This is a genomic window from Promicromonospora sp. NPDC050262 (assembly GCF_040655935.1).
In the GTDB taxonomy this organism is placed as follows: domain Bacteria; phylum Actinomycetota; class Actinomycetes; order Actinomycetales; family Cellulomonadaceae; genus Promicromonospora.
The window spans coordinates 87,296-113,347 of record NZ_JBFAKX010000012.1 but is presented as its reverse complement, the minus strand read 5'-3'; the positions used below and the strand labels follow the sequence as shown (position 1 = coordinate 113,347).

The following is a 26,052-nucleotide window of genomic DNA, read 5'->3' as shown; positions in this document are numbered from 1 at the left end:
ATTCAATCTTAGTAAGATCCGATCTTAGTTTGCGGAGGCGGCATGGAGTTTCGCGGACGCGACTCGGACCTGCGCCAGCTCGCGGGTCTGCTGGACGGTGTCGAGGCAGGGACGGGCACGACGCGAGGCAAGGCGCTGATCATGACCGGCCGGCGGCGCGTCGGTAAGTCGCGTCTGGCGCAGGAGTTCTGTGATCGCAGCGGACGTGACTATCTCGTGTTCCAGGCGACGCGGGGGCGCAACGCGATGGCCGAGCGGCGAGAGTTCCTCGCCACGCTCACCCAGTCGAGCCTGCACGTGCCTGAGATCTTCGCGCACCTGAGCCCACCGGACTGGAACGGCACGCTCCGCGCGCTCGCCGAGGTACTGCCGGGCGACAGGCCGACAGTCGTCGTCCTCGACGAGGTGCCCTGGCTGGTCGAGCAGGACTCGGAGTTCGAGGGGGCACTCCAGACGGTCTGGGACCAGCACTTGTCGCAGAAGCCCGTGCTGCTCCTCCTCATCGGCAGCGACCTGTCGGTCATGGAGGCGCTGCAGACCTACGGCCGACCGTTCTTCGGACGTGCGACCAAGATCGACATCGCGCCACTGAATCCGGCAGACGTCCAGGCGATGGCAGGCCTGAGCGCCGCCGACGCGATCGACGCGCACCTGATCACCGGTGGATTCCCCGAGATCGTCCGGACCTGGGCATCCGGCCAGCCACGGGTCGAGTTCCTCCGCGGCGCGCTCGGCGACCCGCTCTCGCCGCTTCTCGTCGCCGGCGAGCTCTCGCTGCTCGGCGAGTTCCCGGAGTCCTCGCGCAGCAGGGCGATCCTGGAGGCCGTGGGCGACGGCGAGCGGACGTTCTCGGCCATCGCCGCCGCGGCAGGGAGCTCGGGAACCTTGCCGGCCGGCACCCTGAACCCCCTGCTCAGAACGCTGGAGGCCAAGCGGATCGTCGAGACCGACCTCCCGCTGTCGACGTCGTCGGACACGAAGAACAAGCGGTACCGCCTCGGGGATCCCTACCTGCGTTTCTGGCTCGCCTTCCTGCGCCGCGCCATCCCGCTCGTCGAGCGGGGGCGTGGGGACCTGGCCCTCGACCGCATCGAGCGATCGTGGAGCACGTGGCGTGGCAGGGCGGTGGAGCCGCTCGTCCGGGAGTCGCTGATGCGGATCCTGCTCGGCTCCGGATGGCCGGACGTCGAGGCTGTCGGCGGATGGTGGAACAGGCAGAACAACCCGGAGGTGGACCTGGTCGGTGCCGACCGTGCTCCGACAGCACGACGGGTCGAGTTCATCGGCTCCGTGAAGTGGTACGAGGCCGACACATTCGGACGGCACGAGCTGGACGAGCTCGCCCGCGCACGTGGTGTCGTGCCGGGAACCGACGAGGACACGCCCCTGGTCGCCGTCGCCCGGAGCGGCTTCGACGCCGGTCTTCCGCTGGCGGCGCACTGGGGACCGGAGGAGATCGTCGCGGCCTGGAGGTGAGGCCCGACGGCGGGAGATCTTCCGGCCGCTCGCGCGTTGAGGTGGACATGACGTACCTCGAGCTGTCCGACCTGGTGGTCGGGTACGGCGGCAACGCCGTCTGCGCGCCCGTGAGCCTCACGCTGGGGGCCGGCGACATCGTCGCCGTGATCGGCGCCAACGGCACCGGCAAGTCCACCCTGCTGCGCACCGTGCTCGGCCTGCAGGAGCCGCTGTCCGGGACGGTGGGCGCGTTCGGCCGGGCCGTGGACGAGCGGGAGCGGCGGTTCCGCGCCCGCGTCGCGGGCGTGCTGGACGACGACGCGTTCTTTCCCGGCGTGACCGTCCGCGAGCACCTCGTGCTCACCGCGCGCGGCCACGGCGTGCCGGACGCCGGCGCCGTCACCGACCGGGTGCTCGACCACGTGGGCATCACGGAGCGCGCGAGCGCCATGCCGCACACCCTCTCGTCCGGGCAGCGGCGCCGGTTCCTGCTGGCGAGCGCCTTGGTGCGACCGCGTGACCTGCTCGTGCTCGACGAGCCGGAGCAGCGCCTCGACACCGCGATGCGGGCCCGGCTGGGCGACACGCTGCGCGCCGAGGCGGAGGCCGGAACGGCGGTCCTGTTCGCGACGCACGACGACCGGCTCCTGGCCGCGACCGGCGCGAGCGCGGTGCTCCTGTCCGACGACGACGCCGTGCTGCTGGAGCCCGCCGAGGCGCCGGGCGTGCTGGCGGGCTTCCGGTGACGGGCGAGGCGCCCGACGCCGGCACCGCCGCCTCCTCCGGGACGGCCGCGCGGTCCGTGACTGCCGCGCGCGCGGATGGGCTCCCGCGGCTCGCCGCGACCGACGAGGAGAGCCTCACCGGCGCCGAGCTGCGCCGGCTGACCGCGCGGGTGCGGGCGCACAACCTCCCGGCCGAACCGGGCCGGGTGGCGCTGGACGTCGCCGAGGTGGCGATCTCGCTCGCCCTGGTCGTCCTGTACCTGTGGGGGTTCGGCGGCCCGGTGCGGGAGCTGCTCGGCTCCGACGCGACCGCGTTCGGACTCGGGCCCGGCCTGATCCAGGCCCTCGTGCTCGCGCTCGCGGCGGTGGCCGGGACGGCCGTGGCGCTGCGGCTCGGCCCGGCGGGCCTGCCCGCGGCCGGCGTGCGCTGGTGGGCGCCGACGCCCGCCGACCGGGCGGGGCTCACCTCACCCTCGGTGGTCCGCGCGCTGCTCGCCGGGGTCGGCGCGGGCCTCGTCGTGGGCGGCGCGCCCGCGGTGCTGGCCGGTGTCGGCCTCGCGGGGATCGGCCTGGACGCGGCGTTCGGCGCAGCCCTCGGGCTGCTCGTCGTCGCGGGTACCGGCGCGCTCCAGGTGAGCGGGGCGACGTCGGGCCGCCTGCCGGGACGGGTGCTCGACCTGCTGCTCGCCGCCGTACCGGTGGCCGGCCTCGGCCTCGCGCTCTGGGCGCCCGCATGGGGCGCCTGGACCGTGCCGTGGGGCGTGCCCGCGGCGCTGGCCGCCGCCGGCGTCGGCACCCTCGTGGTCTGGGTGCGCGGCCTGGACCGGCTCCGGGCCGGCGAGCTGCGCGCCCGCGCGTCGGCGGCGATGCAGGCCTCCGCCGCCCTCCTGTCGCTCGACGGCGGCGGCGTGAGCCGCGCCCTGGGCAGCGGGCCGACGGCGGCGCGCACCTTCGCCTGGCTGCCCGGCACCGCGCGCGGCCCGGCGGGCGCCCTGCTCGCGGCGGACGCCACGCTCCTGCTGCGCTCGCCGGCCGCCCTCGCCGCGCTGCTCGCGCTGGCATCCGCCGGTGCCGTGGCCGTGCAGGTACCCGCGCTCGCCGACGGGATCGGGCTCTGGGCCGTGCTGGCCGGCGTGGGGTACGCGGGAGCGCTCGCGGGCGCCGGCGGGCCGCGCGCGGCCGGGGAGAACCCGCGGCTGGACGCCCTGGTGCCGCTGGGCGCCCGGGCCACCCGCGCCGTCCGCACGGTGTGGCCGGTGCTCGCCGCGGCCGCCGTGCTGCTGCTCGTGGCGGTCGTGAGCGGGGGCGGGGCGTGGCTGGCGGTGGTCGCGCCCGCCGCCGTCGTGCTAGGGGCCGCCGCCGTCCGGGCGGCCTACCGTGGGCCGGTGCCCTGGGACGTGCCGATGATCGCCACCGCGGCGGGCGCCCTCCCCACAGGGCTGGTGCTGCACCAGCTCAAGGGGCCGGACGTGGCGCTGCTGGGCACCCTCCCGCTCGCGCTGTCCGTCGTGACGGGCGTGACGCCGGCGCTCGTCGTCGCGCAGGTGGTGGCGGCCGCCGCGGCGGTCTGGCGCGCGGCGCGCTGACATCGCGCCGGCCGTTCGCCCAGGCCAGCGAGCATTCACGTGCCGGGGTGTACGTGGCTGTGACCCGCGTCACTCCGTCTCTGGTGGAAGGCCGTCACCCCCAGCAAGGAGAGACCCATGGTCCAGCCCACCCAGGCGCCGCCGCAGGGCGACCCGAACCACTCACCGCACGAGGCGGTCGACCTGGCGCAGACGCCGGCCGGCCGCACGGTCCGACGGATCGGCCACGGCGGCGTGTTCGTACCCGCCGACCCGGACGCTCCGGAGGACCCGCGAGACAGCACGGCCACCCTCATGCCGCGCACGGAGGCGGCAGTGCGTCGCGACCTGCGGGAGCACCGGTTCGACGCGACGACGTCGTTCGACTACCTGCTGCGCGACCTCGCCCGCGAGTTCCCGGACGCGCACCTGCCCGTGGGCGACCGCGTGGCCGGCACCCGGGACGCCCTCATGCGGCTCGGCGCCGGCATGATCGAGGCGCCGGCTCCGGCGCCGGCCCCGGCCCCGGGAGCGCCGCCGGCGCCGGCCGCGCCGCCGCGCGACTCCACGATCCCCAGCATCTACACGTACTGGGGCCAGTTCATCGACCACGACATCACGCTCAACACGAACGGTCCGGACGACGACAGCGGCCCGCGCGGCGACCAGGCGCTGGGTGACATCGTGAACGACCCCTTCCGCGTGTTCACGCCGGACGTGGTGCGCCGCAGCCTGCACAACGGGCGCGTCCCGCTGCTCGACCTGGACAGCCTGTACGGCTCGGGGCCGCGGTTCGCGGGCGAGAAGGACCGCGGCACGACGCGCAGCGAGGCGGCCTACGTACCGGAGTCGGCCAAGCTGCGGCTCGGCCGGATCGGCACCGAGCCGTTCGGACCGTTCTCGCTCGTGGCCCCTGGCGACGACCCGCAGCGCGACCTGCCGCGGAGCACCGAGGTGGGCAGCGAGCGCATGCCGCTCATCCCGGACAGCCGGAACGACGAGAACCTGATCGTGGCGCAGTTCCACGTGGCCATGATCCGGTTCCACAACGCCGTCGTGGACTGGGTGGCAGAGCACGAGCCGTGGTCTGCCACGACCCAGCGCGAGCTGTTCGACCGGGCGCAACAGCTCGTCCGGTTCCACTACCAGTGGCTGGTGGTGAACGACTACCTGCGCACGCTGACCAAGCCCGGTGTGCTGGACTCGGTCCTGGCCACGGGGCCCACGCTGTTCCGTCCCGCGCGACGGGTGTCGATGCCGCTGGAGTTCGCGGTTGCGGCGTTCCGGTTCGGGCACTCGATGGTGCGCGGCGCCTACGACTTCAACGTCAACTTCACGGGGAACGGCCCGGGCGGGGTGGCCAGGCTGGACCAGCTGTTCCAGTTCACCGGCAACGGCGGGCTGTCGCCGAACCCCGCGAACCCGTCGCCGGTGCTGCCGTCGAACTGGCCCGTCGAGTGGCCCCGGCTGACCGACAAGGGTGACCCCCTGGCGTTCCGCATGGCCCGCAAGATCGACCCGTTCCTCGCGGACGGGCTGGGCCACCTGCTGAACGAGGGCAACACGGCCGCCGAGCCGATCAAGGCGCTCCTCAAGCAGCTCGCGCAGCGCAACCTGCTGCGTGGCTACATGCTGGCGATCCCGACGGGGGAGGCCGTGGCCAAGGAGCTGCGCGCCCGCCCGCTCACGCCCACGCAGCTGCGGCAGAACGCGTCACCCGAGGTGGTGGCGGCGCTCGACGCCCTGGACGGCACGCCGCTCTGGTACTACGTGCTCAAGGAGGCCGAGGTCCAGGGCAACGGCAACTTCCTGGGCGAGGTGGGCAGCCGGATCCTGGCGGAGACGTTCGTCTACCTGCTGCGGCTGGACGACGAGTCGTTCCTGCGGCGCCCCGGTCGCGACTGGACGCCGGCGTACGGGGTCCGGTTCGAGGACCGTCGCCTCATCACGACGATCTCGGACCTCCTGGCCTTTGCGGGGGTCTTCCCGATCGGGCAGGACGACGCGGGGCTCCCGCTCTTCCGCCGCAACGGCGACGGCTACGCGGGCCACGACGGCGCGTGAGCTCGTCCGTGTCAGACGTCCAGGTCACCCGGGTGACCTGGACGTCTGACACGTGGTGGAGGTCTCGGGGCCCGAGTCGGGCGGGGGCGCTCAGCACTGGTAATGTGGTACCGCCGTCAGAACGGCCGCGGATCCAGAGCGCCCCGGTGAATGAGTCCCGGAGCACCGCGCAACAACACCGAAGGAGAGCCATGCCGCTCGACACTGCCACCAAGCAGCAGATCATTTCCGAGTACGGAACCAAGCCGGGCGACTCGGGTTCGCCGGAGGTGCAGATCGCGCTCCTCACGCAGCGCATCAAGGACCTCACCGAGCACCTGAAGGAGCACAAGCACGACCACCACAGCCGTCGTGGTCTGCTGCTCCTCGTGGGTCAGCGCCGTCGTCTCCAGGGTTACCTCAAGGGGATCGACATCGAGCGCTACCGCGCCCTGGTCGACAAGCTCGGCCTGCGTCGCTGATCATGCTTCCCACCAGCCCGGCCCCCGTCGCGGGGGCCGGGCTGGTCTGGTGAGATGCTGTAGTACGACAACTCAACCGCGCCGCCCGTGACCTCGTCCGGTCCTCGGTAGTGGCTTCCCGAGTCTCTTCCGCTCTACGCGAGCGGCGGCTCGGTGGGCCTCGATCGATGACCGTCGGGCACGGGGGCGTTCCAAGAGAACACCGAGAGAAGGAGGGCACCCGTGGAGGGTCCCGAGATCCAGTTCGCCGAGGCCGTGATCGACAACGGTCGCTTCGGCACCCGCACCGTCCGGTTCGAGACCGGACGCCTCGCCAAGCAGGCCGCCGGCTCCGTCGCCGCGTACCTCGACGGCGAGACCATGCTGCTGTCGACCACCGCGGCCGGCAAGCACCCCAAGGACCAGTTCGACTTCTTCCCGCTGACGGTGGACGTCGAGGAGCGGATGTACGCCGCGGGCCGTATCCCCGGCTCGTTCTTCCGCCGCGAGGGCCGTCCCTCGACCGAGGCCATCCTGGCCTGCCGCCTGATCGACCGCCCGCTGCGCCCCCTGTTCGTCAAGGGCCTGCGCAACGAGGTCCAGGTGGTCATCACCGTCATGGCGATCCACCCGGACGACGCCTACGACACGCTGGCCATCAACGCCGCGTCGGCGTCGACCCAGATCTCCGGCCTGCCGTTCGACGGCCCGGTCGGCGCCGTCCGCATCGCGCTGATCGACGGCCAGTGGGTCGCGTTCCCCAAGTACTCCGACAAGGAGCGCGCGGTCTTCGACATGGTCGTGGCCGGTCGCGTCGTCGGTGACGACGTCGCGATCGCCATGATCGAGGCCGAGGCCACGGACGACGCGTGGACCCTCATCAAGAACGAGGGCGTCGCCGCGCCGACCGAGGAGGTCGTCGCCGAGGGCATCGAGGCGGCCAAGCCGTTCATCAAGGCCCTGTGCGACGCGCAGGCCGCGCTCGCCGGCCAGTCCGCCAAGGAGACGCAGGAGTTCCCGCTCTTCCCGGACTACCAGGCCGACGCGTACTCCGCCGTCGAGGCGGCCGTGGCCGCGCCGACGCGCGACGCGCTGACCATCGCCGACAAGCAGCAGCGTGAGAACACGCTCGACGGCATCAAGGCGACCGTCCACGAGCAGCTCGACGGCCAGTTCGAGGGCCGCGAGAAGGAGCTGTCGGCCGCGTTCCGCTCGCTCCAGAAGCAGCTCGTGCGCCAGCGCGTGCTGACCGACGGCGTGCGCATCGACGGCCGTGGCCTCGCGGACATCCGCACCCTCTCGGCCGAGGTCGAGGTGCTGCCCCGCGTGCACGGCTCCGCCATCTTCGAGCGCGGCGAGACCCAGATCCTGGGTGTCACCACGCTGAACATGCTCCGCATGGAGCAGCAGATCGACTCGCTCGGTCCGGAGACGCGCAAGCGCTACATGCACAACTACAACTTCCCGCCGTACTCGACCGGTGAGACGGGCCGCGTGGGCAGCCCGAAGCGCCGCGAGATCGGCCACGGCGCGCTCGCCGAGCGTGCCCTGGTGCCGGTCCTGCCGAGCCGCGAGGAGTTCCCCTACGCGATCCGCCAGGTGTCCGAGGCGCTCGGCTCGAACGGTTCGACCTCCATGGGCTCGGTGTGCGCGAGCACGCTGTCGCTGCTGAACGCCGGTGTGCCGCTGCGCGCCCCGGTCGCCGGCATCGCCATGGGCCTCGTGTCCGACACCGTGGACGGCGAGACCCGCTACGCCGCGATGACGGACATCCTGGGCGCCGAGGACGCGTTCGGCGACATGGACTTCAAGGTCGCCGGCACCAAGGAGTTCGTCACCGCCATCCAGCTCGACACCAAGCTCGACGGCATCCCGGCGTCGGTCCTCGCGGCCGCCCTGGGCCAGGCGCGCGACGCCCGCCTCACGATCCTGGAGGTCCTCGCCGAGGCGATCGACGTCCCGGACGAGATGTCCCCGAACGCCCCGCGCGTCATCACGGTGAAGGTCCCGACCGACAAGATCGGCGAGGTCATCGGGCCCAAGGGCAAGATGATCAACCAGATCCAGGAGGAGACGGGCGCGGACATCTCCATCGAGGACGACGGCACCGTGTACATCGGTGCCACCGACGGCCCCTCGGCCGAGGCCGCCCGCGCGGCGATCAACGCGATCGCCAACCCGCACGTCCCCGAGGTGGGCGAGCGGTTCGTCGGCACCGTCGTCAAGACGACGTCGTTCGGCGCCTTCATCTCGCTGTCCCCGGGCAAGGACGGACTGCTGCACATCAGCCAGATCCGCAAGCTCGTGGGTGGCAAGCGCGTCGAGAACGTCGACGACGTGCTGTCCATCGGCCAGAAGGTCCAGGTCGAGATCGGCGAGATCGACCCGCGCGGCAAGCTCTCGCTGGTCGCCGTCACCGACGAGGAGGAGTCGGCCAAGGCCGACGCCGCCGAGCCGGCCGCCGAGGCTGCTGCACCCGCGGAAGCCTGACATGACGTGGCACCTGCCGCTCGTACCCACGGGCGAGCCCGGTGCCGAGCTGACCGCCGGGCAGGACGGCGCGACGATCCGTCGCTCCGTCCTGCCCGGCGGTGTCCGTGTGCTCACCGAGAACATGCCGGGCCAGCGCTCGGCCACGGTGGGCGCCTGGATCGGCGTCGGCTCGCGGGACGAGACCGACGGCCACTTCGGCTCGACGCACTTCCTGGAGCACCTGCTCTTCAAGGGCACGGCACGCCGGTCCGCGATGGACATCGCCGAGGCGTTCGACGCCGTCGGCGGTGAGGCCAACGCGGCCACCGGCAAGGAGCACACCTGCTACTACGCGCGGGTGCTGGACTCCGACCTGCCGATGGCGGTCGACGTCATCTCCGACATGGTCACCTCCGCGCGGCTGGACACCGACGAGCTCGAGACCGAGCGCGGCGTCATCCTCGAAGAGCTCGCGATGAACGACGACGACCCGACCGACGTCGTGCACGAGCAGTTCTCCGCCGTCGTCCTGGGCGACCACGCGCTGGGCCGCCCGATCGGCGGCACGCCGGAGACGATCAACGCCGTCCCGCGTGACGCCGTCTGGGACCACTACCGCTGGAACTACCGGCCGGAGACCCTGGTCGTCACGGCGGCGGGCGGCATCGACCACGACAAGCTCGTGCAGCAGGTGACCCAGGCCCTGACCGACGGCGGCTGGGAGCTCGACGCCGCGACGCGGCCGCGCGACCGCCGCCCTTCCACGGAGGACCGGGCCGGTGTACCCGAGATGGGCGCCGAGCTGACCGTGAAGCGCGCCGTCGAGCAGGCCAACATCATCGTGGGCTCCACCGGCATCTCGGCCACGGACGACCGGCGGTTCGCGCTGTCCGTGCTGAACGCGGTGCTCGGCGGCGGCATGTCGTCGCGGCTGTTCCAGGAGATCCGCGAGAAGCGGGGCCTGGCGTACTCGACGTACTCGTTCGCCTCGGCGCACGGCGGCCTCGGCACGTTCGGCCTGTACGCGGGCTGCGCGTCCGCCAAGGCGGACCAGGTCACCGAGCTGCTGGTCGAGGAGCTCGAGAAGCTCGCGCACGACGGCATCACCGAGGCCGAGCTCAAGCGGTCCGTGGGGCAGCTCTCCGGCGGCACGGTGCTCGGCCTGGAGGACTCCGGGTCGCGGATGAGCCGCCTGGGCAAGGCCGAGCTCGTGTACGGCGACCTGCTGTCGCTGGCCGAGTCGCTCGACCGCATCCAGGCGGTCACGGCCGCCGACGTGCAGGACCTGGCGCAGGACCTCGCGGCGCGGCCGCGCTCGGTGGTCCGCGTGGGCCCGTTCGACAACTGAACCGCACCGCTGAGTGCGGGATCTTCGCCCTTCTGGCACACGAAAAAGGGCGAAGATCCAGCACTCACCGAGGAACTAGGGTGTAGATCGTGAGTGACATCAAGGTGGCCGTGCTCGGGGCGACCGGGCGCATGGGCACGCAGGCCTGCGCCGCGGTCGAGGCTGCCGACGGGCTCCAGCTCGTCGCCCGGCTCGGGCGCGGCGACACCGTCTCTGCCGAGACCCTCGCCGGGGCCGACGTCGCGGTGGACTTCACCGTGCCGGCGGTCACCGAGGCCAACGTGCACGCGGTGCTCGACGCCGGCGCGCACGCCGTGGTCGGCACCACGGGATGGGACGACGCCGCCCGCGCGCGGGTCTCGGCGCACCTCGCGGAGCTGTCGCCCGGGGGCCGGGGCAGCACGAGCGCGCTCGGCGTGCTCATCGCCCCGAACTTCGGCCTCTCTGCGGTGCTGGCCATGACGTTCGCCGCGAAGGCGGCGCGCTACTTCGAGTCGGCCGAGGTCGTCGAGCTGCACCACCCGAACAAGGTGGATGCGCCGTCGGGCACCGCCCGGCACACCGCCGCCGCGATCGCCCGGGCGCGTGCCGAGGCCGGCCGCGGCCCGTCGCCGGACGCGACCGAGACGGGCTGGGAGGCCCGGGGCGCCGATATCGACGGGGTGCGCGTGCACGCCGTGCGGCTGCGCGGGCTCGTGGCGCACGAGGAGATCCTGTTCGGCAACGAGGGGGAGCAGCTCGTGATCCGGCAGGACTCGTTCGACCGGGCCTCGTTCATGCCGGGCGTGCTGCTCGCGATCCGTTCCGTGGTGTCCCGCCCCGGGCTGACCGTGGGCCTCGAGAACGTGCTGGACCTGTCGTGAGCGAGCCCGTGCCGGAGCGCTCGGGCGAGCCGACGCCGTCGTCGTCGCAGCCGACGCCGTCGTCGTCGCAGCCGACGCCGCCGCCCTCGCGCCGGAGGCTGCCCCGGGGACTGCCCGGGGCCATCGCCGTGACGGCGCTGCTCGCGCTGTACGTGTGGCAGATCGCGGGCCGCGGCGTCTCGATGATGCGCACGGGCGAGCCGGTCCTGATCGCCATCGGCCTGGGCGTACTGATCATCCCGCTGCTGGTCATCGGGCTGATCGCGCGCGAGTACTGGCTCGCGGCGACCGTCCAGCGCATGGCGGACACGCTGTTCGCCGAGGGCGACCTCCCCGTGGACGACCTCCCGCGCTCGCCCGGCGGGCGCATCGACCGGTCCGCGGCCGACGAGGCCTTCGGGCCGTACCGCGCGGCCGTCGAGGCGTCGCCCGAGAGCTGGCGCGCCTGGTACCACCTGGCCTTCGCCTACGACGCGTCGGGCGACCGCCGCCGCGCCCGTGAGGCGCTGCGGCGCGCGTCGCGCCTGTTCCGCACCGCCTGACGTCCGGCGTCAGGCGGCCTCGGACGCCGGTGCGGCCTCCACCCCCGGGTGCGTCGGCACCCAGCGCACCGCCACGAGCACGAGCCCGGCGACGAGCAGCACCGACGTGAGCATGAACGGGTAGGTGCGGTCGATCCCGGACAGCCAGCCGGAGATCCAGCCGAACGGCGCCGCGGCGAGCATGATGCACGTGCGCTGGATCGCCATCACGCGTGACCGCTCGGCCTCGTCCACGTGCAGCGCCACGAGGGACTCCGAGAGCATGAACAGCATGCCCGCGCCGAAGCTGTCCAGCAGGAGGCACAGGCCGAGGAACGCGTACGTCGACGCCGTCGCCGCCCCACCGGACGCGGGGATCGCGACCAGCACGACCTGCCCGGCGAGGTGCACCCCGAACCCCAGCAGCGTGGCGCGCCGGAGGTCCACGGCGGTGGTCAGCAGCGGGATGAGCGTGAAGAAGAAGACCACCGACAGCACCGAGCGGACCATCGGGAAGAAGGGCAGCAGCGCGTCCGGCACGTTCAGGTGCTGGCTCGCCACCACCTGCCAGAACGTGCCGTTGACGAGCGTGACCGCCGCCGTCAGCGCGGCCACGGCCAGCGCCAGGAGCGACCCGCGCGAGCGCAGCAGCAGCCCGAGCACCCCGCGGTAACCGGCCAGGAGGCGCCACACGCTGTGCCCGCGGGTGGCGGCCCTGCGGACCTCGCCCTGCCGGGTCTCCTTCGACCACAGGTAGAGCCAGACGATCTTCACCGTCATCACGATCGCGGCGTTGATGTACAGGATGCGGACGGCGGGCTCGAGGCCGAGCTGGGCGACCAGCAGGGCGGCCAGCGGCGCGAACAGCGCCGAGCAGTCGGCCGCGACCTTGACCAGCGAGTAGATCCGGGTGATCTGGCCCCGCTCGGCGTCCTCGACCATGAGGCAGTCCCACGAGTTCTGCGTCACCTGCAGGGCGCCGTTCACCAGCGACGCCGCGAGGAAGAACCAGAAGTTCTCGGCGAACGCCCACAGCAGGCACGGGATCACCCAGGCGATCACGTCGAACCACGCCGTCGTGGCGCGCCGCCCGAGCCGGTCGGTGATGATGCCGCCCGCCAGCCCGAAGCCGACCTGGGAGATCATGGCGATGGTCGCGAGCAGGCCGATCTGCTCGTCGTGCAGGCCCAGGGCCAGCATGAACACCGACGCGTAGGGCAGCACCAGGGCCATGGACAGCCCCCACAGCGGCTCGGTCCACACACAGGCGCGAGGGTTGCCACGGAGCTCGACGAAGGTCCGCCAGAGCGGGTTGCGGGTGCGGTTCACCGGGAAAGTGAAGCACCTCGGCGGCCCGGGTCGCGCCATGTTTCCACGCTGCGTTCCATGCAGACGAGATCCTCCCGCTCGTCCCACGGCTCGACGACGGTGAAGCCCAGCCTCTCGTACAGGCCGATGGCGCCGACCCGCCACCGCCAGACGGAGAGCGCGACCGTGCCGAGGCCGGCGTCGGCCGCGTGGTCCAGCGCCGCGCCGACGAGCCGCGAGGCCACACCGCGGCCGCGCAGCCCGGGGTCGGTCCAGACCCGCTTCAGCTCGGCGCGCCCGTCGGCGGACGTGGTGACCACGAGACATCCGACGGCGGCGTCGCCGCTGTGCGCCAGCAGCACGACGTCGTCGGCGAAAGCGGAGCGGGGGTCGTCGATCTCCGCCCGGTAGCGGGCGGGCAGGGCTGCCTTGTCCGTGACGGGCACGCCCTTCTCCTCCTCCGTGCGCAGGTGGTAGGCGGTCAGCAGGGCGACCAGTCCGGCGGTAGGGGAGTCAGGCTCGACCCGCCGGACGACGACGGGGCGGGTGTCGAGGGAGTCGGTCACGGTGCGACGGTACCCGGCGCGGCGGTGCTCCTTCGGTCAGTCGGTCAGTCGGTGAGGCTCGTCCAGCAGTACATCCCGAGCCGCTCGTCGGCCGCGCGGGCGGCGAGCGCCCCGAGGGAGAGCAGCGCCGTGACGAGGGCCTGCGGGGACACGGCGGGCGTCGTCGTGCCGGACCACTCACGGGCGGCCTCGGCGAGCCGGGTCGGGCCGGCGGAGGCGAGGTCGTCCACGAGGGTCTGGGCGACCGTCACGATCCACGGCCCCTCCTCGCCGCCGCTGCCGACGAGTGCACCGTGGCGCGGGTGCGCCGTGACCTCCGCGTACGGGCGGCCGGACAGCACACCGGCCAGCCCGCCGAGCATCACAAACGGGTCCACGGCCGGCACCGCGACGGAGTCGAACCGCGGCTGGTCGGTGCGCAGGTCGGGCTCGGACGGCCCGCCGGGCGCGTGGAGCGCCGTCGCCGCCACCTCGTCGGTGGGAGCTGCGAAGTACTCCGTGCGAATCCCCATGCCGCCGATGGTCGCAAGGCCGTGTCACGGGACTGTCACGCGGGCGTGAAACCTGGAGTTCGCCTGCTGAACACGGCAGGATGCGCCGCGTGCCGGGACGACGTCAGATCTGGGCGGACCAGCGGTGCTCGACGACCTCGCGCACGCCCGTCGCGAGCGTACGGCTGCGGCCGTCCTCGCCGAGGCCGCTGGCCTTCAGGAAGGCGGCGCGAGCCGTGTCGTCGACCAGTGCCCACGTGGTGACGGTCTCGGAATCGTCCGCGCGGAGCCGGTCGACGGCGGCGGCCAGCAGCCGCGAGCCGTGCCCGCCGCGCTGTGCCTCGGGCAGCACCTCGAGCGAGAGCACCTGGCCGGGGGAGACGGCGGCGAACCCGACCACCTTGGGCCCGGCGAGCGCCACGAGCACGGCGAACCCCGGCCCGGGGGGCGCGGTGATCGCCGAGGCCCAGCGCTCGCGCATGGCGGGCACGTCGAGCGCCTCGAGCACCCCCTCGCCCAGCACGCCGGTCGCACGCCAGGACGCGACCTGCACGTCGGTCACCGCCGACTCGTCACCGGCGACGGCGGGGCGGACGGACACGTCTGCGGTCTCGCGGAACAGGGCCATCACAGAACCCTAGCGCCCGCCGTGGGGGCGGCGTCGACCACAGCAGCTGTTGCCGGAGCCGGCCTGCCCGTGGCAGGAACCACTGTGGTCAACACCGGTGGGCCGGGCCGTGGCCCGGGGCGGTCAGCCCCAGCCGAGGGCGCGGAGGCCCGCGGCCGTGGCCGCCGCCAGGACCACCACCAGGATGAACGGGGCGCGCAGGGCGAGGGCCAGGGCTGCGACCGCGAGCGCGGGCACCCGGGCGTCGACGACGAGCGTGCGGCCGTCGGCGAAGCCCTGGACCACGACGAGCGAGACCAGCAGCGCCACCGTGACGAGCGTGGTGACGCGGGAGACGCGTTCCGAGGCGAGCCAGGAGCGCGGCACGAGGTGCCCGCCGAGCTTGAGCGCGAAGCAGGCCAGCGAGGCCACGAGCACGGTGGTCCAGAGGGCGGCGGTGGTCATCGGGCGGGCTCCCGGTCGGTCTCGTTCTCGGGGCTGTCGGTCGACGCCTCGTCGGCGGGCACGTCGTCGGCGAACGCGTCGCCGGGCACGGCCGACGGCGCACCGTCGGCCTGCGGCGCCACCGACGTCGGCGCCGCCGGTGCGACCAGCCCCACGACGATCGCGACGGCGGCCGCCGCCAGCACGGGGATGCCCGGCGGCACGAACGGGATGAGCGCCGTGGTGGCGACGACGGCGAGCCCGGCCACGAGCTGTGCGCGGCGCGGCGCCAGCCGGGGCCAGACCAGGGCGAGGAACGCGGCGGCAGCCGCGGCGTCCAGCCCCCAGGCCCGCGGGTCGCCCAGGGCGTCGCCGGCCAGCGCACCGAGCAGCACGAACGCGTTCCAGAGCACGTAGACGCCGATGCCCGTGACCCAGAAACCGATCCGGGACGTGGCGTGGTCCGGCTGGGCCACAGCGACCGCCGTCGACTCGTCGATGGTGACCTGCGCGGCCGCGAGCCGGCGCCAGCCGCGCACCTGGAGCAGCGGCGAGACCACCGCGCCGTACAGGGTGTTGCGCAGGCCGAGCAGCGTGGCGGTGGCGATCGCGGCCACGGGCGTGCCCGCCGCGCCGATCACGCCGACGAGGGCGAACTGCGAGCCGCCGGAGAACATGAGCAGGCTCAGGGCCATGGTCGGGCCGAGGCCGACGCCTGCCGCGACGGACAGGGCGCCGAACGAGATGCCGTACAGGCCGGTCGCCACGGAGACGCTCACTCCCTGGCGGACGGCGGCCCGGGCCGCCGGGTCGGTGGGAAGGACCTTCACGTGGTGAGGCTACGTGGTCACCGGACCGGCCCGGCACGGCGCCCGCGGGCCGGACGCCGCCGCCCGGGCCGCGACGCCGGCCGCGCGGGCCGTGCGCTGCCCGCTACAGCGCCACGTACACCGTCTCCTGGTACTCCTCCATGCCCGCCTCGGCGCCCTCGCGGCCCAGGCCGGAGGCCTTGACGCCGCCGAACGGGGCGCTCGCGTCGGACACCAGGCCGCGGTTGATGCCGATCATCCCGGCCTCGATCTCGTCCATGGCGCGCTGGGCCCGCGCGAGCGACGTCGTGTACGCGTAGGCGGCCAGGCCGAACGGGGTGCCGTTGGCCAGCTCGTACGCCTCGTCGTCGGACCCGAAGGCCACGATCGGGGCCACCGGGCCGAAGATCTCCTCGGTGACGACCCGCGCGTCGCCGCTGACGCCGGTGAGCACCGTCGGCTCGAAGAAGTGGCCGGGGCGTTCCAGGCGGGAGCCGCCGGTGAGCACCTGGGCGCCGTGCGCGGCGGCGTCGTCCACGAGGCCCGAGACCTTCTCGACGGCGGCCTCGTTGATGAGCGGGCCCACCTGGGCGCCGGGCTGCGTGCCCGGGGCGGTCACGAGCTCGCCCACCGCGGTGGCGAGCTTGTCCGCGAAGGTGCGCGCGACGGCGTCGTGCACCAGGAACCGGTTGGCCGCGACGCAGGACTGGCCGGCGTTGCGCAGCTTGGCGATCAGCGCGCCCTGCACGGCGGCGTCGAGGTCGGCGTCCTCGAACACGACGAAGGGTGCGTTGCCGCCCAGCTCCATGGAGCTGCGCAGCACGTTCTTCGAGGCCTGGGCCAGCAGGACCTGCCCCACGCGGGTGGAGCCGGTGAACGAGACCTTGCGCAGGCGGGGGTCGTCGAACAGGGGCGCGGTGACCGCGCCGGCCTGCGTGGTCGGCACCACGTTGACGATGCCCGTCGGCAGCCCGCGCCGCTCGGCCTCGGAGCGGATGATCTCCGCCACCAGCAGGGTCGTCATCGGGGTGAGCTCGGACGGCTTGACCACCACGGTGCAGCCCGCCGCGAGCGCGGGCGCGATCTTGCGGGTCGCCATGGCGATGGGGAAGTTCCAGGGCGTGATGAGCAGCGACGGCCCCACGGGCCGGCGGCTCACGTACTGCTTGTTGCCGCCCGACGGTGCCGTGCGCACCAGGCCGTCGGCGCGCACCGCCTGCTCGGCGAACCAGCGCAGGAACTCGGCGCCGTAGACCACCTCGGCGCGCGCCTCGGCCAGCGGCTTGCCCGCCTCGGCGGTGATGAGCGCGGCGATGTCGTCGGCGCGGGCCACCAGGCGCTCGAAGACGGCGCGCAGCAGCTCGGAGCGTTCGCGCGGGGCCACGGCGCGCCAGGCGGGGGCCGCGGCGTGGGCGGCGTCGAGGGCGCGCACGGCGTCCTCGGGGGTGGCGTCGGAGACGTCGAAGATGGGCTGGGCCGTCGCCGGGTCGGTGACCTCGAACGTGGCGCGGCCGGACGCGGGGCCCCAGTGCCCGTCGATGAGCAGTCCGGTGGGCAGGTGCGCCACGAGGGCGGGGGAGAGCGTCGTCGCCGTCATATTCCGAGTATCCATGTCGGCGCAAGCGCGTCGGGACCCCGCGTGGAACGGCCCGGCGGGTCGGCGGCCACAAGCCCGGTGACGGGGCGGAGAACGGTACGGTAGGGCCATGGTTCTTCCCACTGATCCCGCGCGCCCGTTCGGCGCGGTCCTGACTGCCATGGTCACCCCGATGACGCCCGAGGGCGCCGTGGACCTGAAGGCAGCGGTCAAGCTGGCGAAGAAGCTCGTGGACGACGGCAACGACGGCATCGTCCTGTCCGGCACCACCGGCGAGTCGCCCGTGACGCACACCCCCGAGAAGGAGGAGCTCGTCGCCGCCGTCGTGGAGGCCGTGGGCGACCGTGCCGCGGTCGTGGCGGGCGCCGGCTCGAACGACACCGTGCACGCGATCCGCATGGCCGAGCAGGCCGCGGAGTCGGGTGCGGACGGCCTGCTCGTCGTCTCGCCGTACTACTCGCGGCCCAGCCAGGAGGGGCTCTACCAGCACTTCGTGGCCGTCGCCGACGCGACCGACCTGCCCGTGATGCTGTACGACGTGCCCGGCCGCACCGTGGTGCGCATCGCGCCCGAGACCTACCGGCGCCTGGCCCGGCACCCCCGGATCGTCGCGAACAAGGACGCCACCGGCGACGTCTACGCGGCGAGCAAGCTCATCGGTGAGACCGGCCTGGCGTGGTACTCCGGCGACGACGGCCTGCTGCTGCCGTTCCTGAGTGTCGGCGGTGCGGGTATCGTGTCCGTGTCGGCCCACGTGGTCGGCGCTCACTTCGCGGAGACGGTCCGCCGGTTCGACGCCGGCGACATCGCCGGGGCGATCGAGGTCTTCCGCACCACGACCGGTGTGATCGACGCGCTGAACGGCGCGGGCGCCCAGGCCGTGATGGCCAAGGCGGCGGTCGAGATCCTCGGCGTCACGGACAACCGCTTCCTGCGTCTGCCGAACGTCGCCGCGACGGACGACGAGGTCGCCGCACTGCGCGCGGTGCTGGCCGAGGCCGGCCTGCTGCGCGCCGGCGACACCGCACACCAGCCCGAGGTGAACGAGCTCGCTCAGGCGAGCTCCGCCGGGCACTGAAACTTTCTGTTGGAACGAGGCCTTGGAGGCCACGTGAGTCATCCTCACCCCGAACTGTCCCTGCCCCCAGCACTGCCCGAAGGCGGTCTGCGTGTGGTCGCCCTCGGCGGCCTGGGCGAGGTGGGACGCAACATGGCGGTCCTGGAGCATGCCGGACGGCTGCTGATCATCGACTGCGGAGTGTTGTTCCCCGAGGACAACCAGCCCGGCGTGGACCTGATCCTGCCGGACTTCGACTACATCAAGGACCGTCTCGACGACATCGAGGCGATCGTGCTGACGCACGGCCACGAGGACCACATCGGTGCCGTGCCGTACCTGCTGCGCCTGCGCAAGGACATCCCGCTGGTGGGGTCGCGCCTGACGCTCGCGTTCATCGAGGCGAAGCTCAAGGAGCACCGCATCAAGCCCTACACCCTCGAGGTGAAGGAAGGGCAGCGCGAGAAGCTCGGCGTCTTCGACTGCGAGTTCGTCGCGGTCAACCACTCCATCCCGGACGCGCTCGCCGTGGCGGTCACCACCGCCGCCGGCACCGTGCTGCACACCGGTGACTTCAAGATGGACCAGCTGCCGCTCGACGGTCGCATCACGGACCTGCGCGCCTTCGCCCGCCTCGGCGAGAAGGGCGTGGACCTCTTCATGGTGGACTCCACCAACGCCGAGGTGCCGGGCTTCGTGACGCCCGAGGCCGAGATCGGCCCCGTGCTCGACAACGTGTTCGCGCACGCCGACAAGCGCATCATCGTCGCGTCGTTCTCCTCCCACGTGCACCGCGTGCAGCAGGTGCTGCGCGCCGCGCACGCCCACGGCCGCCGCGTCGCCCTCGTGGGGCGCTCCATGGTGCGCAACATGGGCATCGCCGCCGACCTGGGCTACCTCGACGTGCCGCCGGGCGTGCTGATCGACCTGAAGAAGGCCGACTCGGTGCCCGACGACCAGATCGTCTACATGTCCACCGGTTCGCAGGGCGAGCCGATGGCGGCGCTATCGCGCATGGCCAACGGCGACCACAAGGTGCAGGTCGAGTACGGCGACACCGTGATCCTGGCCTCGTCGCTGATCCCGGGCAACGAGAACGCCGTGTTCCGCATCATCAACGGGCTGACCCGCCTCGGCGCGCGTGTCGTGCACGGCGGCAACGCCAAGGTGCACGTCTCCGGGCACGCCTCGGCCGGCGAGCTCATGTACTGCTACAACATCCTCAAGCCCAAGAACGTCATGCCGGTGCACGGCGAGGTGCGCCACCTCGTGGCCAACGGGGCGCTCGCGGTCCGGACCGGCGTGCCGGCCGACCGTGTGGTGCTCGCCGAGGACGGCGTGGTCGTGGACCTCGTGGACGGCAAGGCCTCCGTGGTCGGCGCCGTGCCCTGCGGGTACGTGTACGTCGACGGCTCCTCGGTCGGCGAGATCACCGACGCCGAGCTCAAGGACCGCGTGATCCTGGGCGAGGAGGGTTTCGTCTCAGTCTTCGCCGTGATCGACACGGCGACGGGTAAGGTGCTGGCACCGCCGCAGGTGCTGGCGCGAGGTATGGCCGAGGATGCCTCGGTGTTCGACAAGGTGATGCCGGAGGTCACCGCGGCGCTGGAGAACGCGATCGCGGGCGGGGCCACGGACACGCACCAGCTGCAGCAGATCATGCGCCGCACCATCGGGCGCTATGTGGCGACGCGGCTGCGCCGCAAGCCGATGATCGTCCCGGTGGTCGTCGAAGCGTGATCGGGACCCGGTCGGCCCTCGGGCCGGCCGGGTGGGCAGCACTCCTCGGGCGGGGTAACGCTGAGCTAGCTATGCGAGCTCAGCGTTACCCCGCCCGTTCTCTTGTCTGCGGGCCAGGGCGAGATGCCCGAAGATCACCCGCTTTTTCGCTCAGCGCCTTGGTGGTACGCAGCTAGCGTTCGGGTGTTTCGTGACGCATCCGAGAGGCACCACCCATGACGCAGTCCTTCGACCCGTACGCCCCACCTCCCGAGGACGCCATGCCGCACGGCGCGGTGATGCCGAGTGCCACACCGTTGTACGACGCCTACCAGAGCCTGAACCAGGCGCGGAGGCTGCGGGTTCCCGAGGGCCTCGCCACCGCGGTGGTCGTGCTCTCGTCGGTCTTCCTGGCCGGCCAGCTCCTCGCGACCGTGCTTTCGTTCGACGCAGCGGAGGCATACACGGGCGCCGCCGACCCGATGGACGTCTACACGGCGTACGACGCCGTATCGGGACTGCTCGCGGCGGTGATGCTCGCGGCCTTCATCGTCTCCTGCCTGTGGCTCAACGAGAGCCGCAAGTTCGCGGTCGTCGTGAAGCCCTATTACCACCACCAGCGCGGCCCCGTGTGGGTGTGGCTCGGCTGGGTGGTCCCGATCGTGTCTTTGTGGTTCCCCTACCAGGTGGTCCGAGATATCCGACGGAGCACCATTCGCGAGTCGTCCGGCCTCGCTGGTTGGTGGTCGACCTGGCTGATCGCGAACTTCTTCAGCTACCAGAGCACGCAGGTGACGCTCCGTGGTGATGACGGCGCGCTGCTGCCCGGATTCGAGGTGATCACGGCGGTCACGCTGCTGATCGCCTTCGTCTGCTGGCTCCGGATCGTCCGGGAGCTCACCGTGGCTCAGCGGGCGCACGTCGCGGCGGCGCAGGGACACGTATAGCGCTTCGGGTTCGGGCGGGGCGCTCAGTCTTGGCGCGCCGGCCGTCTACCTGGGAAGGACGTCGGCATCGGGCCGGCGCGGTGATCCTGCGAGGACGAGATGGCACAGGAGACGGAGTTCGACACGGCGGCCGCGGTGACGCGGTCGATGCTCGGCTGGGGCGTGGTGGCGGGGCCGTTCTACCTGGTGGTCGGGCTGACCCTGGCGCTGACCCGGGACGGCTTCGACTTCACACGGCACCCGCTCAGCGCGCTCATGCTGGGCGAGCTCGGCTGGATGCAGGTCACCAACCTGGCGCTGAGCGGCCTCATGGTGCTGGTCGCGGGCGTGGGCATGGTGCGGGCGCACGCCCGTGGCACGGGGATCGCCGTGGGGATCTACGGCGCCGCGATGATCGCGAGCGCAGTCTTCCCGCCGGATCCGATGCCCGGGTTCCCGCCCGGCCAGGACGGCGCCACGACGCCGGGCACCTCCGGCATCCTGCACCTCGCGTTCGGCGGCGTCGGGTTCGTCTCGCTCGGGGTGGCGGCGCTGCTGCTCGGCGGGTGGTTCGCCCGGCGGGGCGAGGGACGGGCCGCGGTCTGGTCCCGGGTGGCGGGCGTCGTGGTCCTCGTGGGCTTCGCGGGCGGCGTCGCGCTGGGTACCGCGGGCATGGGCGGGCTGTGGCTGGCCGTGGTGGCCGGGTTCGCCTGGCTCCTGCTGGCCTCCGTGCGGCTGTACCGGACGGTGCCCCACCCGGACGTGGCGCGTCGCTGACCGGCAGCTGGGTCCACCGGCAGTGCCGACCGTCGTGACCGGCCGGCCCGGTGGGCCCGGCCGGTCACGACATGAGCAGGTCAGCTGGTGACCTGGTCGCGGATCCAGCTCGCGTGGCCGCCGAAGCCGCGCAGCTCCTCGTCGCCCTCGATCCTCGCCTCCACGGCCGCGACCAGCTCCAGGCCGCTCGCGGTGCTGCCGGACTCGACCGCGAGCTCAGCGGCCAGGAGGGCGCCGCGGCACCAGCGGGCGACGTCGTCGGACTCCCGCAGGAGGGACTCGGCGCGGCTGGCCAGCGCGTACGCCTCCGCCAGGGCGCCGTCGTAGAGCCCGCCGAAGCGGCCGGTCTCCACGTCCTCGTCGGCGATGATCCGGGCGTGCTGCTCGAGCGTCTCGGGCAGCTGAAGCCGCAGCTCGGCGAGCTCGTCGGGGTCGGTCGAGTCGGCGAGCGCGGCCTCGCACACCCGGGTCGCGCCGGTCATGATCCGGCCTGCCTCGGCGACGTCGCGGCCGCGGACGGCCCACGCCCACGCGCGGGTGGTGCGCACCTGGCGCAGCGCGTCGCCGGTCTCGGCCCACAGGTCCGCCGCCCGCTCGTACGCCAGCTCCGCCGACAGGTTCTCCCCGGCCCGTTCCAGGGCCTCGGCGGCGAGGGTGGCGAGCATCGCGTGGTCGTCCTGCTCCGGCCAGTGCTGCGCCACCTGCGCGGCGGCGAGCCAGTGCTTGGCGGCCTCTGCGGGTTCGTGACGGGCGGCAGCGCAGTCGCCGAGCCACCAGCGGACCTGCACGAGGGTGCCCTCGCCGTGCACCTCGGGGGAGGGGTCCAGGTCGGTCAGGGCCTGCTCCAGCACCGGTGCCGCCTCGTCGAGCCGGTGCCCGGCCATCAGGTGGGCGCCGAGCCGGGTCCTGGCCACGACCGCGACGTCCCGGTCGGCGAGGTCGGCCCAGGCCACGGCCTCGTAGGCGTGGTGCACGGCGCCGGGCAGGTCCTCCTCGGCGGCCAGCACCTCCGAGAGCTGCAGGTGCGCGCCCGCGCGCCACCCCGGCGCCGCGGCGTCGCCGGCCTGGTCGATCGCCTCCGACATGCCCGCTCGCATGCCGGCCAGGTCCTCGTTCTCCCGGGCCTTGTCGTACCGGTCGAGCGCCGCGCGGACGGCGGCGGGCATCTCGCCGGCACCACCGTCACCTTCGGTCTCCGCCACGTCGTCGGCATCCGCCGGCGCGGCGCCGGTCGGGCCTTCCGGCGTGCCGACGCTGCCCTGCGCCACGCCGGGCTCCGGCACCACGCCGGCCAGGGACGCGCCGGCGCCGGCCGCCGGGAGCACCGCGCGCAGGCCCAGCGGCAGCCGGTCCAGCAGCGGCTGCGCGTCCAGGCCGGCCCGCACGCGCCCGCTCACCGCCGTCGTGCCGTTGCGGGCGTCGAACTGGCCGGCCAGCGTCAGCGCCTCCGTCCGGGCGTGCCCGGCCAGCTCGGCGGCGGTCCATGCGCGGCCGGCGGGACCGGTGACCCGCAGGTCGCCGCGGCCGAGGGCGACCAGACGGTCCATGAGCAGCGCGGTCACGGCGTAGAAGCCCATGCGGGGCTCGGGCTCGCCGTCGGCCTGGAAGTAGCCGGGCGTGTCGGCGAGGAGCTCGAGCGCGCGCGCCTCGTTGCCGGTCAGCGCGCAGAACTCGATGTGCTTGGCCACCGAGTGCATCAGGCTCTCCGAGCCCTTGACCATGGGGTAGCCGCGCATGTGGTTGGCCCGGGCCTCGTCGAGGCGGCCCAGCCGGACCAGGGGCAGCAGCGAGCGTGCCAGCGCACGGTGCGGCTCCTCGGCGCAGGTCAGCCGGCCGTCGAGCACGGGCTGCCAGTGCTGGACCGCCTTGGCGTCGTCGCCCTCGTCGCAGTAGAACTCGCCCTGCCGTGCGGTCTCGCAGGCGTGGCAGTCGGCCATCTCGCCGCGCTCGGCGGCGAGCCAGCCGTCGAACGCCCGCCGCGCCCGCTCGGTGTCGCCCACGTGGTCGGCGATGTAGAACTCGGACATCCGCACGGCCCGGTCGGTGTGCCCGGCCAGCCGGTAGCGTCGGTCCATCTCCGTGAGCCAGTTCTCGATGGCGGCGAGCGGCACCCGGGGCAGGTCGAGCATGCCCGTCGTCACCCACTTGAAGTCCCAGAACAGCGCGTGGGTGCCGGCGTGGTCGAACACGCTCGGGTCCTGGTCCCACAGCCGCAGGGCGCGGGCGAACGGGACCAGCACCTTGTGCCGGTCCGCGCTGAACTCGTAGGCGCTGATCAGGTGGAAGACCGCCTTGATCTCGGCCTCGGGCCCGAGGAGCTCGGCCTGGGCGAGGATGTTCTCCGCCGCCGCGGCCTGCGACGTGCCGTGGGGACGCTGGTTGTTCTCCCAGATCGCCTCCTGGAGCGTCGCGAGGTCGGTGATCTCGGTCATCGGTCGGTCTCCTGGGTGTCGGGCCGGCGCTCCGGCCGGTCGTCGCGGGCTGGTGGCACGGCGGGCGCGGCCCACTCCAGCAGCTCCCCGAACGCGCGGTTGACGAGCGCCTGGTCCACCGGACGCAGGGGGCGGCGGGCCTGGAGCAGCGACTGCCCGTAGAGGGCCTCGACGGCCACGCCGGCCAGGTCGGGGTCGGGCAGGCCCGCGATGCGGCGCACCAGCGGGTTGAGGTGGTTCAGCACGAGCCGGGCGCGGGGCGCCTCGTCCCGCAGGGAGCCCAGGATGCCGGCCCACAGGTCGTCGGCCTGGCTCTCGGCCTCGGCGCGGGCGCGCTCGTGCCGGGCGGACCGGTCGTCCAGGTGGATCGCGGCCAGGGACGCCGGGTGGAACGCCCGCACGGCGACGTCGCAGTCCAGCGGGTCCAGGCGCACCCGGGCGGTGGCGAGGAACGGGGCCAGCGCGAGCTCGGCGGCCGGGTCCACGTGGTCGAGATGCGCCGTCACGACCGACGCGTCCAGCTCCTCGACGGTGACGTCGGGCCGGGCCAGCGGGAGCGCCTCGACCAGCGCGGCGTCGTAGGTGTACCCGCCGTTGACCACGGCCATGCCCTGCGCCGCGGCGATGGCCGAGACCTGCCGGAACTCGTCGACCGTGCGCGTGAAGTGCACGGTCCGGTGCCGGCGGGCGAGGTCGTCGAGCGTCAGCTCGCCCTCCGACGTCTCGAAGGGCAGCCAGGGGAGCATGGTGCGCAGCACGTCGTCGTCGTGCAGGGCGAGCGCCTTGACCCCCAGGTGGTGCACCGACAGGAAGCGCCGCAGGCGCTCCGGCGAGGTGGTCGCGAGCTGCGCGAGCCAGCCACGGACCCGGTCGCCCAGCGCGTCGCGGACGGCGGCCAGCGTCTCGTCCTCGTAGAGCTGCTCGCGGCTGGCCGTGGGGCGCAGCGTGTCGGTGTCCAGCACGCACCGCACGAAGAACGCCCAGTCGGGCAGCAGGGTCTCGGCGCGGTCGGTGAGCAGCATGCCCTTGAGGTGCACGCGGTGCCCGCCGCGCTGCGCGGGGCTGACGACGCCGGGCAGCACGTAGGCGACCCCGCGGATGCCGACCAGCGGCAGGTCGAGCTCGACCGAGTCGAGCGGCGCGAAGCCGAACGTGTCCTGGCAGTAGGCGGACAGCGCGGCGGCCCGTGCCGTCGGGCTGGGGTGCTCGGACTCCCACGGCGGCCGCTGCCCGGTGATCGGCTCGTCGCCCACGCGGACGTCGTACGGCAGGAGCGCGCCGAAGTCGGCGGCGAGGTCGGCCACGGTGTCGGCCTCGAACCACTGCTCGCTGCCGTGCCGGGCCACGAGGTGGACCGTCGTGCCGGGCTCCGGGTGCTCGGCGACGTCGAGGGTGCGCACCGTGTACGAGCCGTCGCCGCGCGCCACCCACTCGACCGGCAGGGCGTCGGGCGTCCGGGCGGAGCGGCTGACCACCCGGATGGTCTCCGCCACCACGAAGCAGGCCAGCAGGCCGATGCCGAACTGGCCGAGGAACTCCTTGCGGGCCTCCTGGAGGCCGTCGCGCTTGGAGCTGCGCCCGATCGTGGCCAGGAGCTGGTGCACCTCCGGCTCGGTCAGGCCGATCCCGGAGTCGGTGACCCGCAGGTCGGTGCCGGTCGCCCGGATGCGCACCGTGCCGGGGGCGGCGGGGTCGAGGGCGCGCCGCGCGGTGATCGCGTCGACGCCGTTCTGGAGCAGCTCGCGCACGTAGACGCGGGGGCTGGCGTACAGGTGCTGGGACAACAGGTCCACCAACCCACGAAGGTCGACCTGGAACGTGTGCGGTGAATCCGTCGGGGTCTCTTGCGTCGTCATGGTGGGC

22 protein-coding genes are annotated in these 26,052 nt (G+C 73.3%); 13 read left to right on the top strand and 9 right to left on the bottom strand.

Annotated elements, in window-relative coordinates; all coding sequences use genetic code 11:
• Positions 1 to 42 precede the first annotated feature (42 nt).
• From AB0I29_RS18555 to AB0I29_RS18515, 9 genes are all read left to right on the top strand, one after another.
• Positions 43 to 1,476 carry an ATP-binding protein gene (locus tag AB0I29_RS18555; protein ID WP_357484135.1) on the top strand — a complete coding sequence of 478 codons (1,434 nt, stop codon included), beginning with the start codon at positions 43 to 45 and terminating at the stop codon, positions 1,474 to 1,476.
• Between the two features lie 47 nt (positions 1,477 to 1,523).
• Entirely contained in the window at positions 1,524 to 2,204 is a 681-nt protein-coding gene (locus tag AB0I29_RS18550; protein WP_357484132.1) for an ABC transporter ATP-binding protein, read from the top strand.
• Positions 2,201 to 3,769 (top strand): DUF6297 family protein, encoded by a 1,569-nt coding sequence (locus AB0I29_RS18545; protein ID WP_357484129.1) that lies wholly within the window; start codon positions 2,201 to 2,203, stop codon positions 3,767 to 3,769. The genes AB0I29_RS18550 and AB0I29_RS18545 overlap by 4 nt, the downstream gene beginning before the upstream one ends.
• Positions 3,770 to 3,886: 117 nt before the next feature.
• On the top strand, positions 3,887 to 5,812 hold the full coding sequence (locus AB0I29_RS18540) for a heme peroxidase family protein (protein WP_357484126.1): 1,926 nt from the start codon (positions 3,887 to 3,889) through the stop codon (positions 5,810 to 5,812).
• A gap of 191 nt (positions 5,813 to 6,003) precedes the next feature.
• Positions 6,004 to 6,273, top strand: coding sequence for a 30S ribosomal protein S15 (gene rpsO / locus AB0I29_RS18535; protein ID WP_020016810.1), 270 nt, complete (start codon positions 6,004 to 6,006; stop codon positions 6,271 to 6,273).
• Positions 6,274 to 6,495: 222 nt separating this feature from the next.
• Entirely contained in the window at positions 6,496 to 8,742 is a 2,247-nt protein-coding gene (locus AB0I29_RS18530) for a polyribonucleotide nucleotidyltransferase (protein ID WP_285105015.1), read from the top strand.
• Between the two features lies 1 nt (position 8,743).
• Entirely contained in the window at positions 8,744 to 10,072 is a 1,329-nt protein-coding gene (locus tag AB0I29_RS18525) for a pitrilysin family protein (RefSeq protein WP_357484122.1), read from the top strand.
• An 89-nt stretch (positions 10,073 to 10,161) separates the two neighbouring features.
• A complete protein-coding gene (gene dapB / locus AB0I29_RS18520; RefSeq protein ID WP_285105011.1) occupies positions 10,162 to 10,935 on the top strand; it encodes a 4-hydroxy-tetrahydrodipicolinate reductase in 774 nt (257 codons plus the stop codon).
• 98 nt (positions 10,936 to 11,033) lie between these two features.
• Positions 11,034 to 11,477, top strand: coding sequence for a tetratricopeptide repeat protein (locus AB0I29_RS18515; protein ID WP_285105305.1), 444 nt, complete (start codon positions 11,034 to 11,036; stop codon positions 11,475 to 11,477).
• A gap of 9 nt (positions 11,478 to 11,486) precedes the next feature.
• Here the strand turns inward: AB0I29_RS18515 and AB0I29_RS18510 are convergent, their stop codons facing one another.
• The 7 genes from AB0I29_RS18510 to AB0I29_RS18480 form a co-directional block, all read right to left on the bottom strand.
• Positions 11,487 to 12,785: an MFS transporter gene (locus tag AB0I29_RS18510; RefSeq protein WP_285105010.1), complete on the bottom strand. Its 1,299-nt coding sequence runs from the start codon at positions 12,783 to 12,785 to the stop codon at positions 11,487 to 11,489.
• On the bottom strand, positions 12,782 to 13,330 hold the full coding sequence (locus tag AB0I29_RS18505) for a GNAT family N-acetyltransferase (RefSeq protein ID WP_357484117.1): 549 nt from the start codon (positions 13,328 to 13,330) through the stop codon (positions 12,782 to 12,784). Before AB0I29_RS18505 ends, AB0I29_RS18510 begins: the two co-directional genes overlap by 4 nt.
• Positions 13,331 to 13,374: 44 nt before the next feature.
• Entirely contained in the window at positions 13,375 to 13,842 is a 468-nt protein-coding gene (locus AB0I29_RS18500) for a hypothetical protein (RefSeq protein WP_357484115.1), read from the bottom strand.
• Positions 13,843 to 13,945: 103 nt separating this feature from the next.
• On the bottom strand, positions 13,946 to 14,449 hold the full coding sequence (locus AB0I29_RS18495) for a GNAT family N-acetyltransferase (RefSeq protein ID WP_357484113.1): 504 nt from the start codon (positions 14,447 to 14,449) through the stop codon (positions 13,946 to 13,948).
• Positions 14,450 to 14,572: 123 nt separating this feature from the next.
• Complete coding sequence (locus AB0I29_RS18490; RefSeq protein WP_020016801.1) at positions 14,573 to 14,893, bottom strand: AzlD domain-containing protein; 321 nt, start codon at positions 14,891 to 14,893, stop codon at positions 14,573 to 14,575.
• Positions 14,890 to 15,702, bottom strand: coding sequence for an AzlC family ABC transporter permease (locus AB0I29_RS18485; RefSeq protein ID WP_285105003.1), 813 nt, complete (start codon positions 15,700 to 15,702; stop codon positions 14,890 to 14,892). Before AB0I29_RS18485 ends, AB0I29_RS18490 begins: the two co-directional genes overlap by 4 nt.
• A 103-nt stretch (positions 15,703 to 15,805) precedes the next feature.
• Positions 15,806 to 17,278, bottom strand: coding sequence for an NAD-dependent succinate-semialdehyde dehydrogenase (locus AB0I29_RS18480; protein WP_357484109.1), 1,473 nt, complete (start codon positions 17,276 to 17,278; stop codon positions 15,806 to 15,808).
• A gap of 109 nt (positions 17,279 to 17,387) precedes the next feature.
• On the opposite strand from AB0I29_RS18480, the gene dapA reads away from it, so the two are divergent.
• The 4 genes from dapA (at position 17,388) to AB0I29_RS18460 (ending at position 21,757) form a co-directional block, all read left to right on the top strand.
• Positions 17,388 to 18,356, top strand: coding sequence for a 4-hydroxy-tetrahydrodipicolinate synthase (gene dapA / locus AB0I29_RS18475; protein ID WP_357484107.1), 969 nt, complete (start codon positions 17,388 to 17,390; stop codon positions 18,354 to 18,356).
• A gap of 33 nt (positions 18,357 to 18,389) precedes the next feature.
• The gene (locus AB0I29_RS18470; protein WP_285104997.1) at positions 18,390 to 20,075 is read left to right on the top strand and encodes a ribonuclease J; all 1,686 of its coding nucleotides are present in this window, start codon (positions 18,390 to 18,392) and stop codon (positions 20,073 to 20,075) included.
• Between the two features lie 215 nt (positions 20,076 to 20,290).
• Positions 20,291 to 21,001, top strand: a complete 711-nt coding sequence (locus AB0I29_RS18465; protein WP_357484104.1) for a DUF4328 domain-containing protein — start codon at positions 20,291 to 20,293, stop codon at positions 20,999 to 21,001.
• Positions 21,002 to 21,100: 99 nt separating this feature from the next.
• Positions 21,101 to 21,757 carry a DUF998 domain-containing protein gene (locus AB0I29_RS18460; protein ID WP_357484102.1) on the top strand — a complete coding sequence of 219 codons (657 nt, stop codon included), beginning with the start codon at positions 21,101 to 21,103 and terminating at the stop codon, positions 21,755 to 21,757.
• Between the two features lie 80 nt (positions 21,758 to 21,837).
• Here the strand turns inward: AB0I29_RS18460 and AB0I29_RS18455 are convergent, their stop codons facing one another.
• A complete protein-coding gene (locus AB0I29_RS18455) occupies positions 21,838 to 24,189 on the bottom strand; it encodes a hypothetical protein (protein ID WP_357484100.1) in 2,352 nt (783 codons plus the stop codon).
• The gene (locus AB0I29_RS18450; RefSeq protein ID WP_357484098.1) at positions 24,186 to 26,045 is read right to left on the bottom strand and encodes an HSP90 family protein; all 1,860 of its coding nucleotides are present in this window, start codon (positions 26,043 to 26,045) and stop codon (positions 24,186 to 24,188) included. The genes AB0I29_RS18455 and AB0I29_RS18450 overlap by 4 nt, the downstream gene beginning before the upstream one ends.
• Positions 26,046 to 26,052 lie beyond the last annotated feature (7 nt).

Excerpts from the sequence above, each read along its gene's own strand:
- AB0I29_RS18555 (WP_357484135.1), top strand. The coding sequence starts at position 43 with ATGGAGTTTCGCGGACGCGACTCGGACCTGCGCCAGCTCGCGGGTCTG.
- AB0I29_RS18550 (WP_357484132.1), top strand. The coding sequence starts at position 1,524 with ATGACGTACCTCGAGCTGTCCGACCTGGTGGTCGGGTACGGCGGCAAC.
- AB0I29_RS18540 (WP_357484126.1), top strand. The coding sequence starts at position 3,887 with ATGGTCCAGCCCACCCAGGCGCCGCCGCAGGGCGACCCGAACCACTCA.
- rpsO (WP_020016810.1), top strand. The coding sequence starts at position 6,004 with ATGCCGCTCGACACTGCCACCAAGCAGCAGATCATTTCCGAGTACGGA.
- AB0I29_RS18525 (WP_357484122.1), top strand. The coding sequence starts at position 8,744 with ATGACGTGGCACCTGCCGCTCGTACCCACGGGCGAGCCCGGTGCCGAG.
- AB0I29_RS18500 (WP_357484115.1), bottom strand. The coding sequence starts at position 13,842 with ATGGGGATTCGCACGGAGTACTTCGCAGCTCCCACCGACGAGGTGGCG.
- AB0I29_RS18495 (WP_357484113.1), bottom strand. The coding sequence starts at position 14,449 with ATGGCCCTGTTCCGCGAGACCGCAGACGTGTCCGTCCGCCCCGCCGTC.
- AB0I29_RS18490 (WP_020016801.1), bottom strand. The coding sequence starts at position 14,893 with ATGACCACCGCCGCCCTCTGGACCACCGTGCTCGTGGCCTCGCTGGCC.
- AB0I29_RS18480 (WP_357484109.1), bottom strand. The coding sequence starts at position 17,278 with ATGACGGCGACGACGCTCTCCCCCGCCCTCGTGGCGCACCTGCCCACC.
- dapA (WP_357484107.1), top strand. The coding sequence starts at position 17,388 with ATGGTTCTTCCCACTGATCCCGCGCGCCCGTTCGGCGCGGTCCTGACT.
- AB0I29_RS18465 (WP_357484104.1), top strand. The coding sequence starts at position 20,291 with ATGACGCAGTCCTTCGACCCGTACGCCCCACCTCCCGAGGACGCCATG.
- AB0I29_RS18460 (WP_357484102.1), top strand. The coding sequence starts at position 21,101 with ATGGCACAGGAGACGGAGTTCGACACGGCGGCCGCGGTGACGCGGTCG.
- AB0I29_RS18455 (WP_357484100.1), bottom strand. The coding sequence starts at position 24,189 with ATGACCGAGATCACCGACCTCGCGACGCTCCAGGAGGCGATCTGGGAG.
- AB0I29_RS18450 (WP_357484098.1), bottom strand. The coding sequence starts at position 26,045 with ATGACGACGCAAGAGACCCCGACGGATTCACCGCACACGTTCCAGGTC.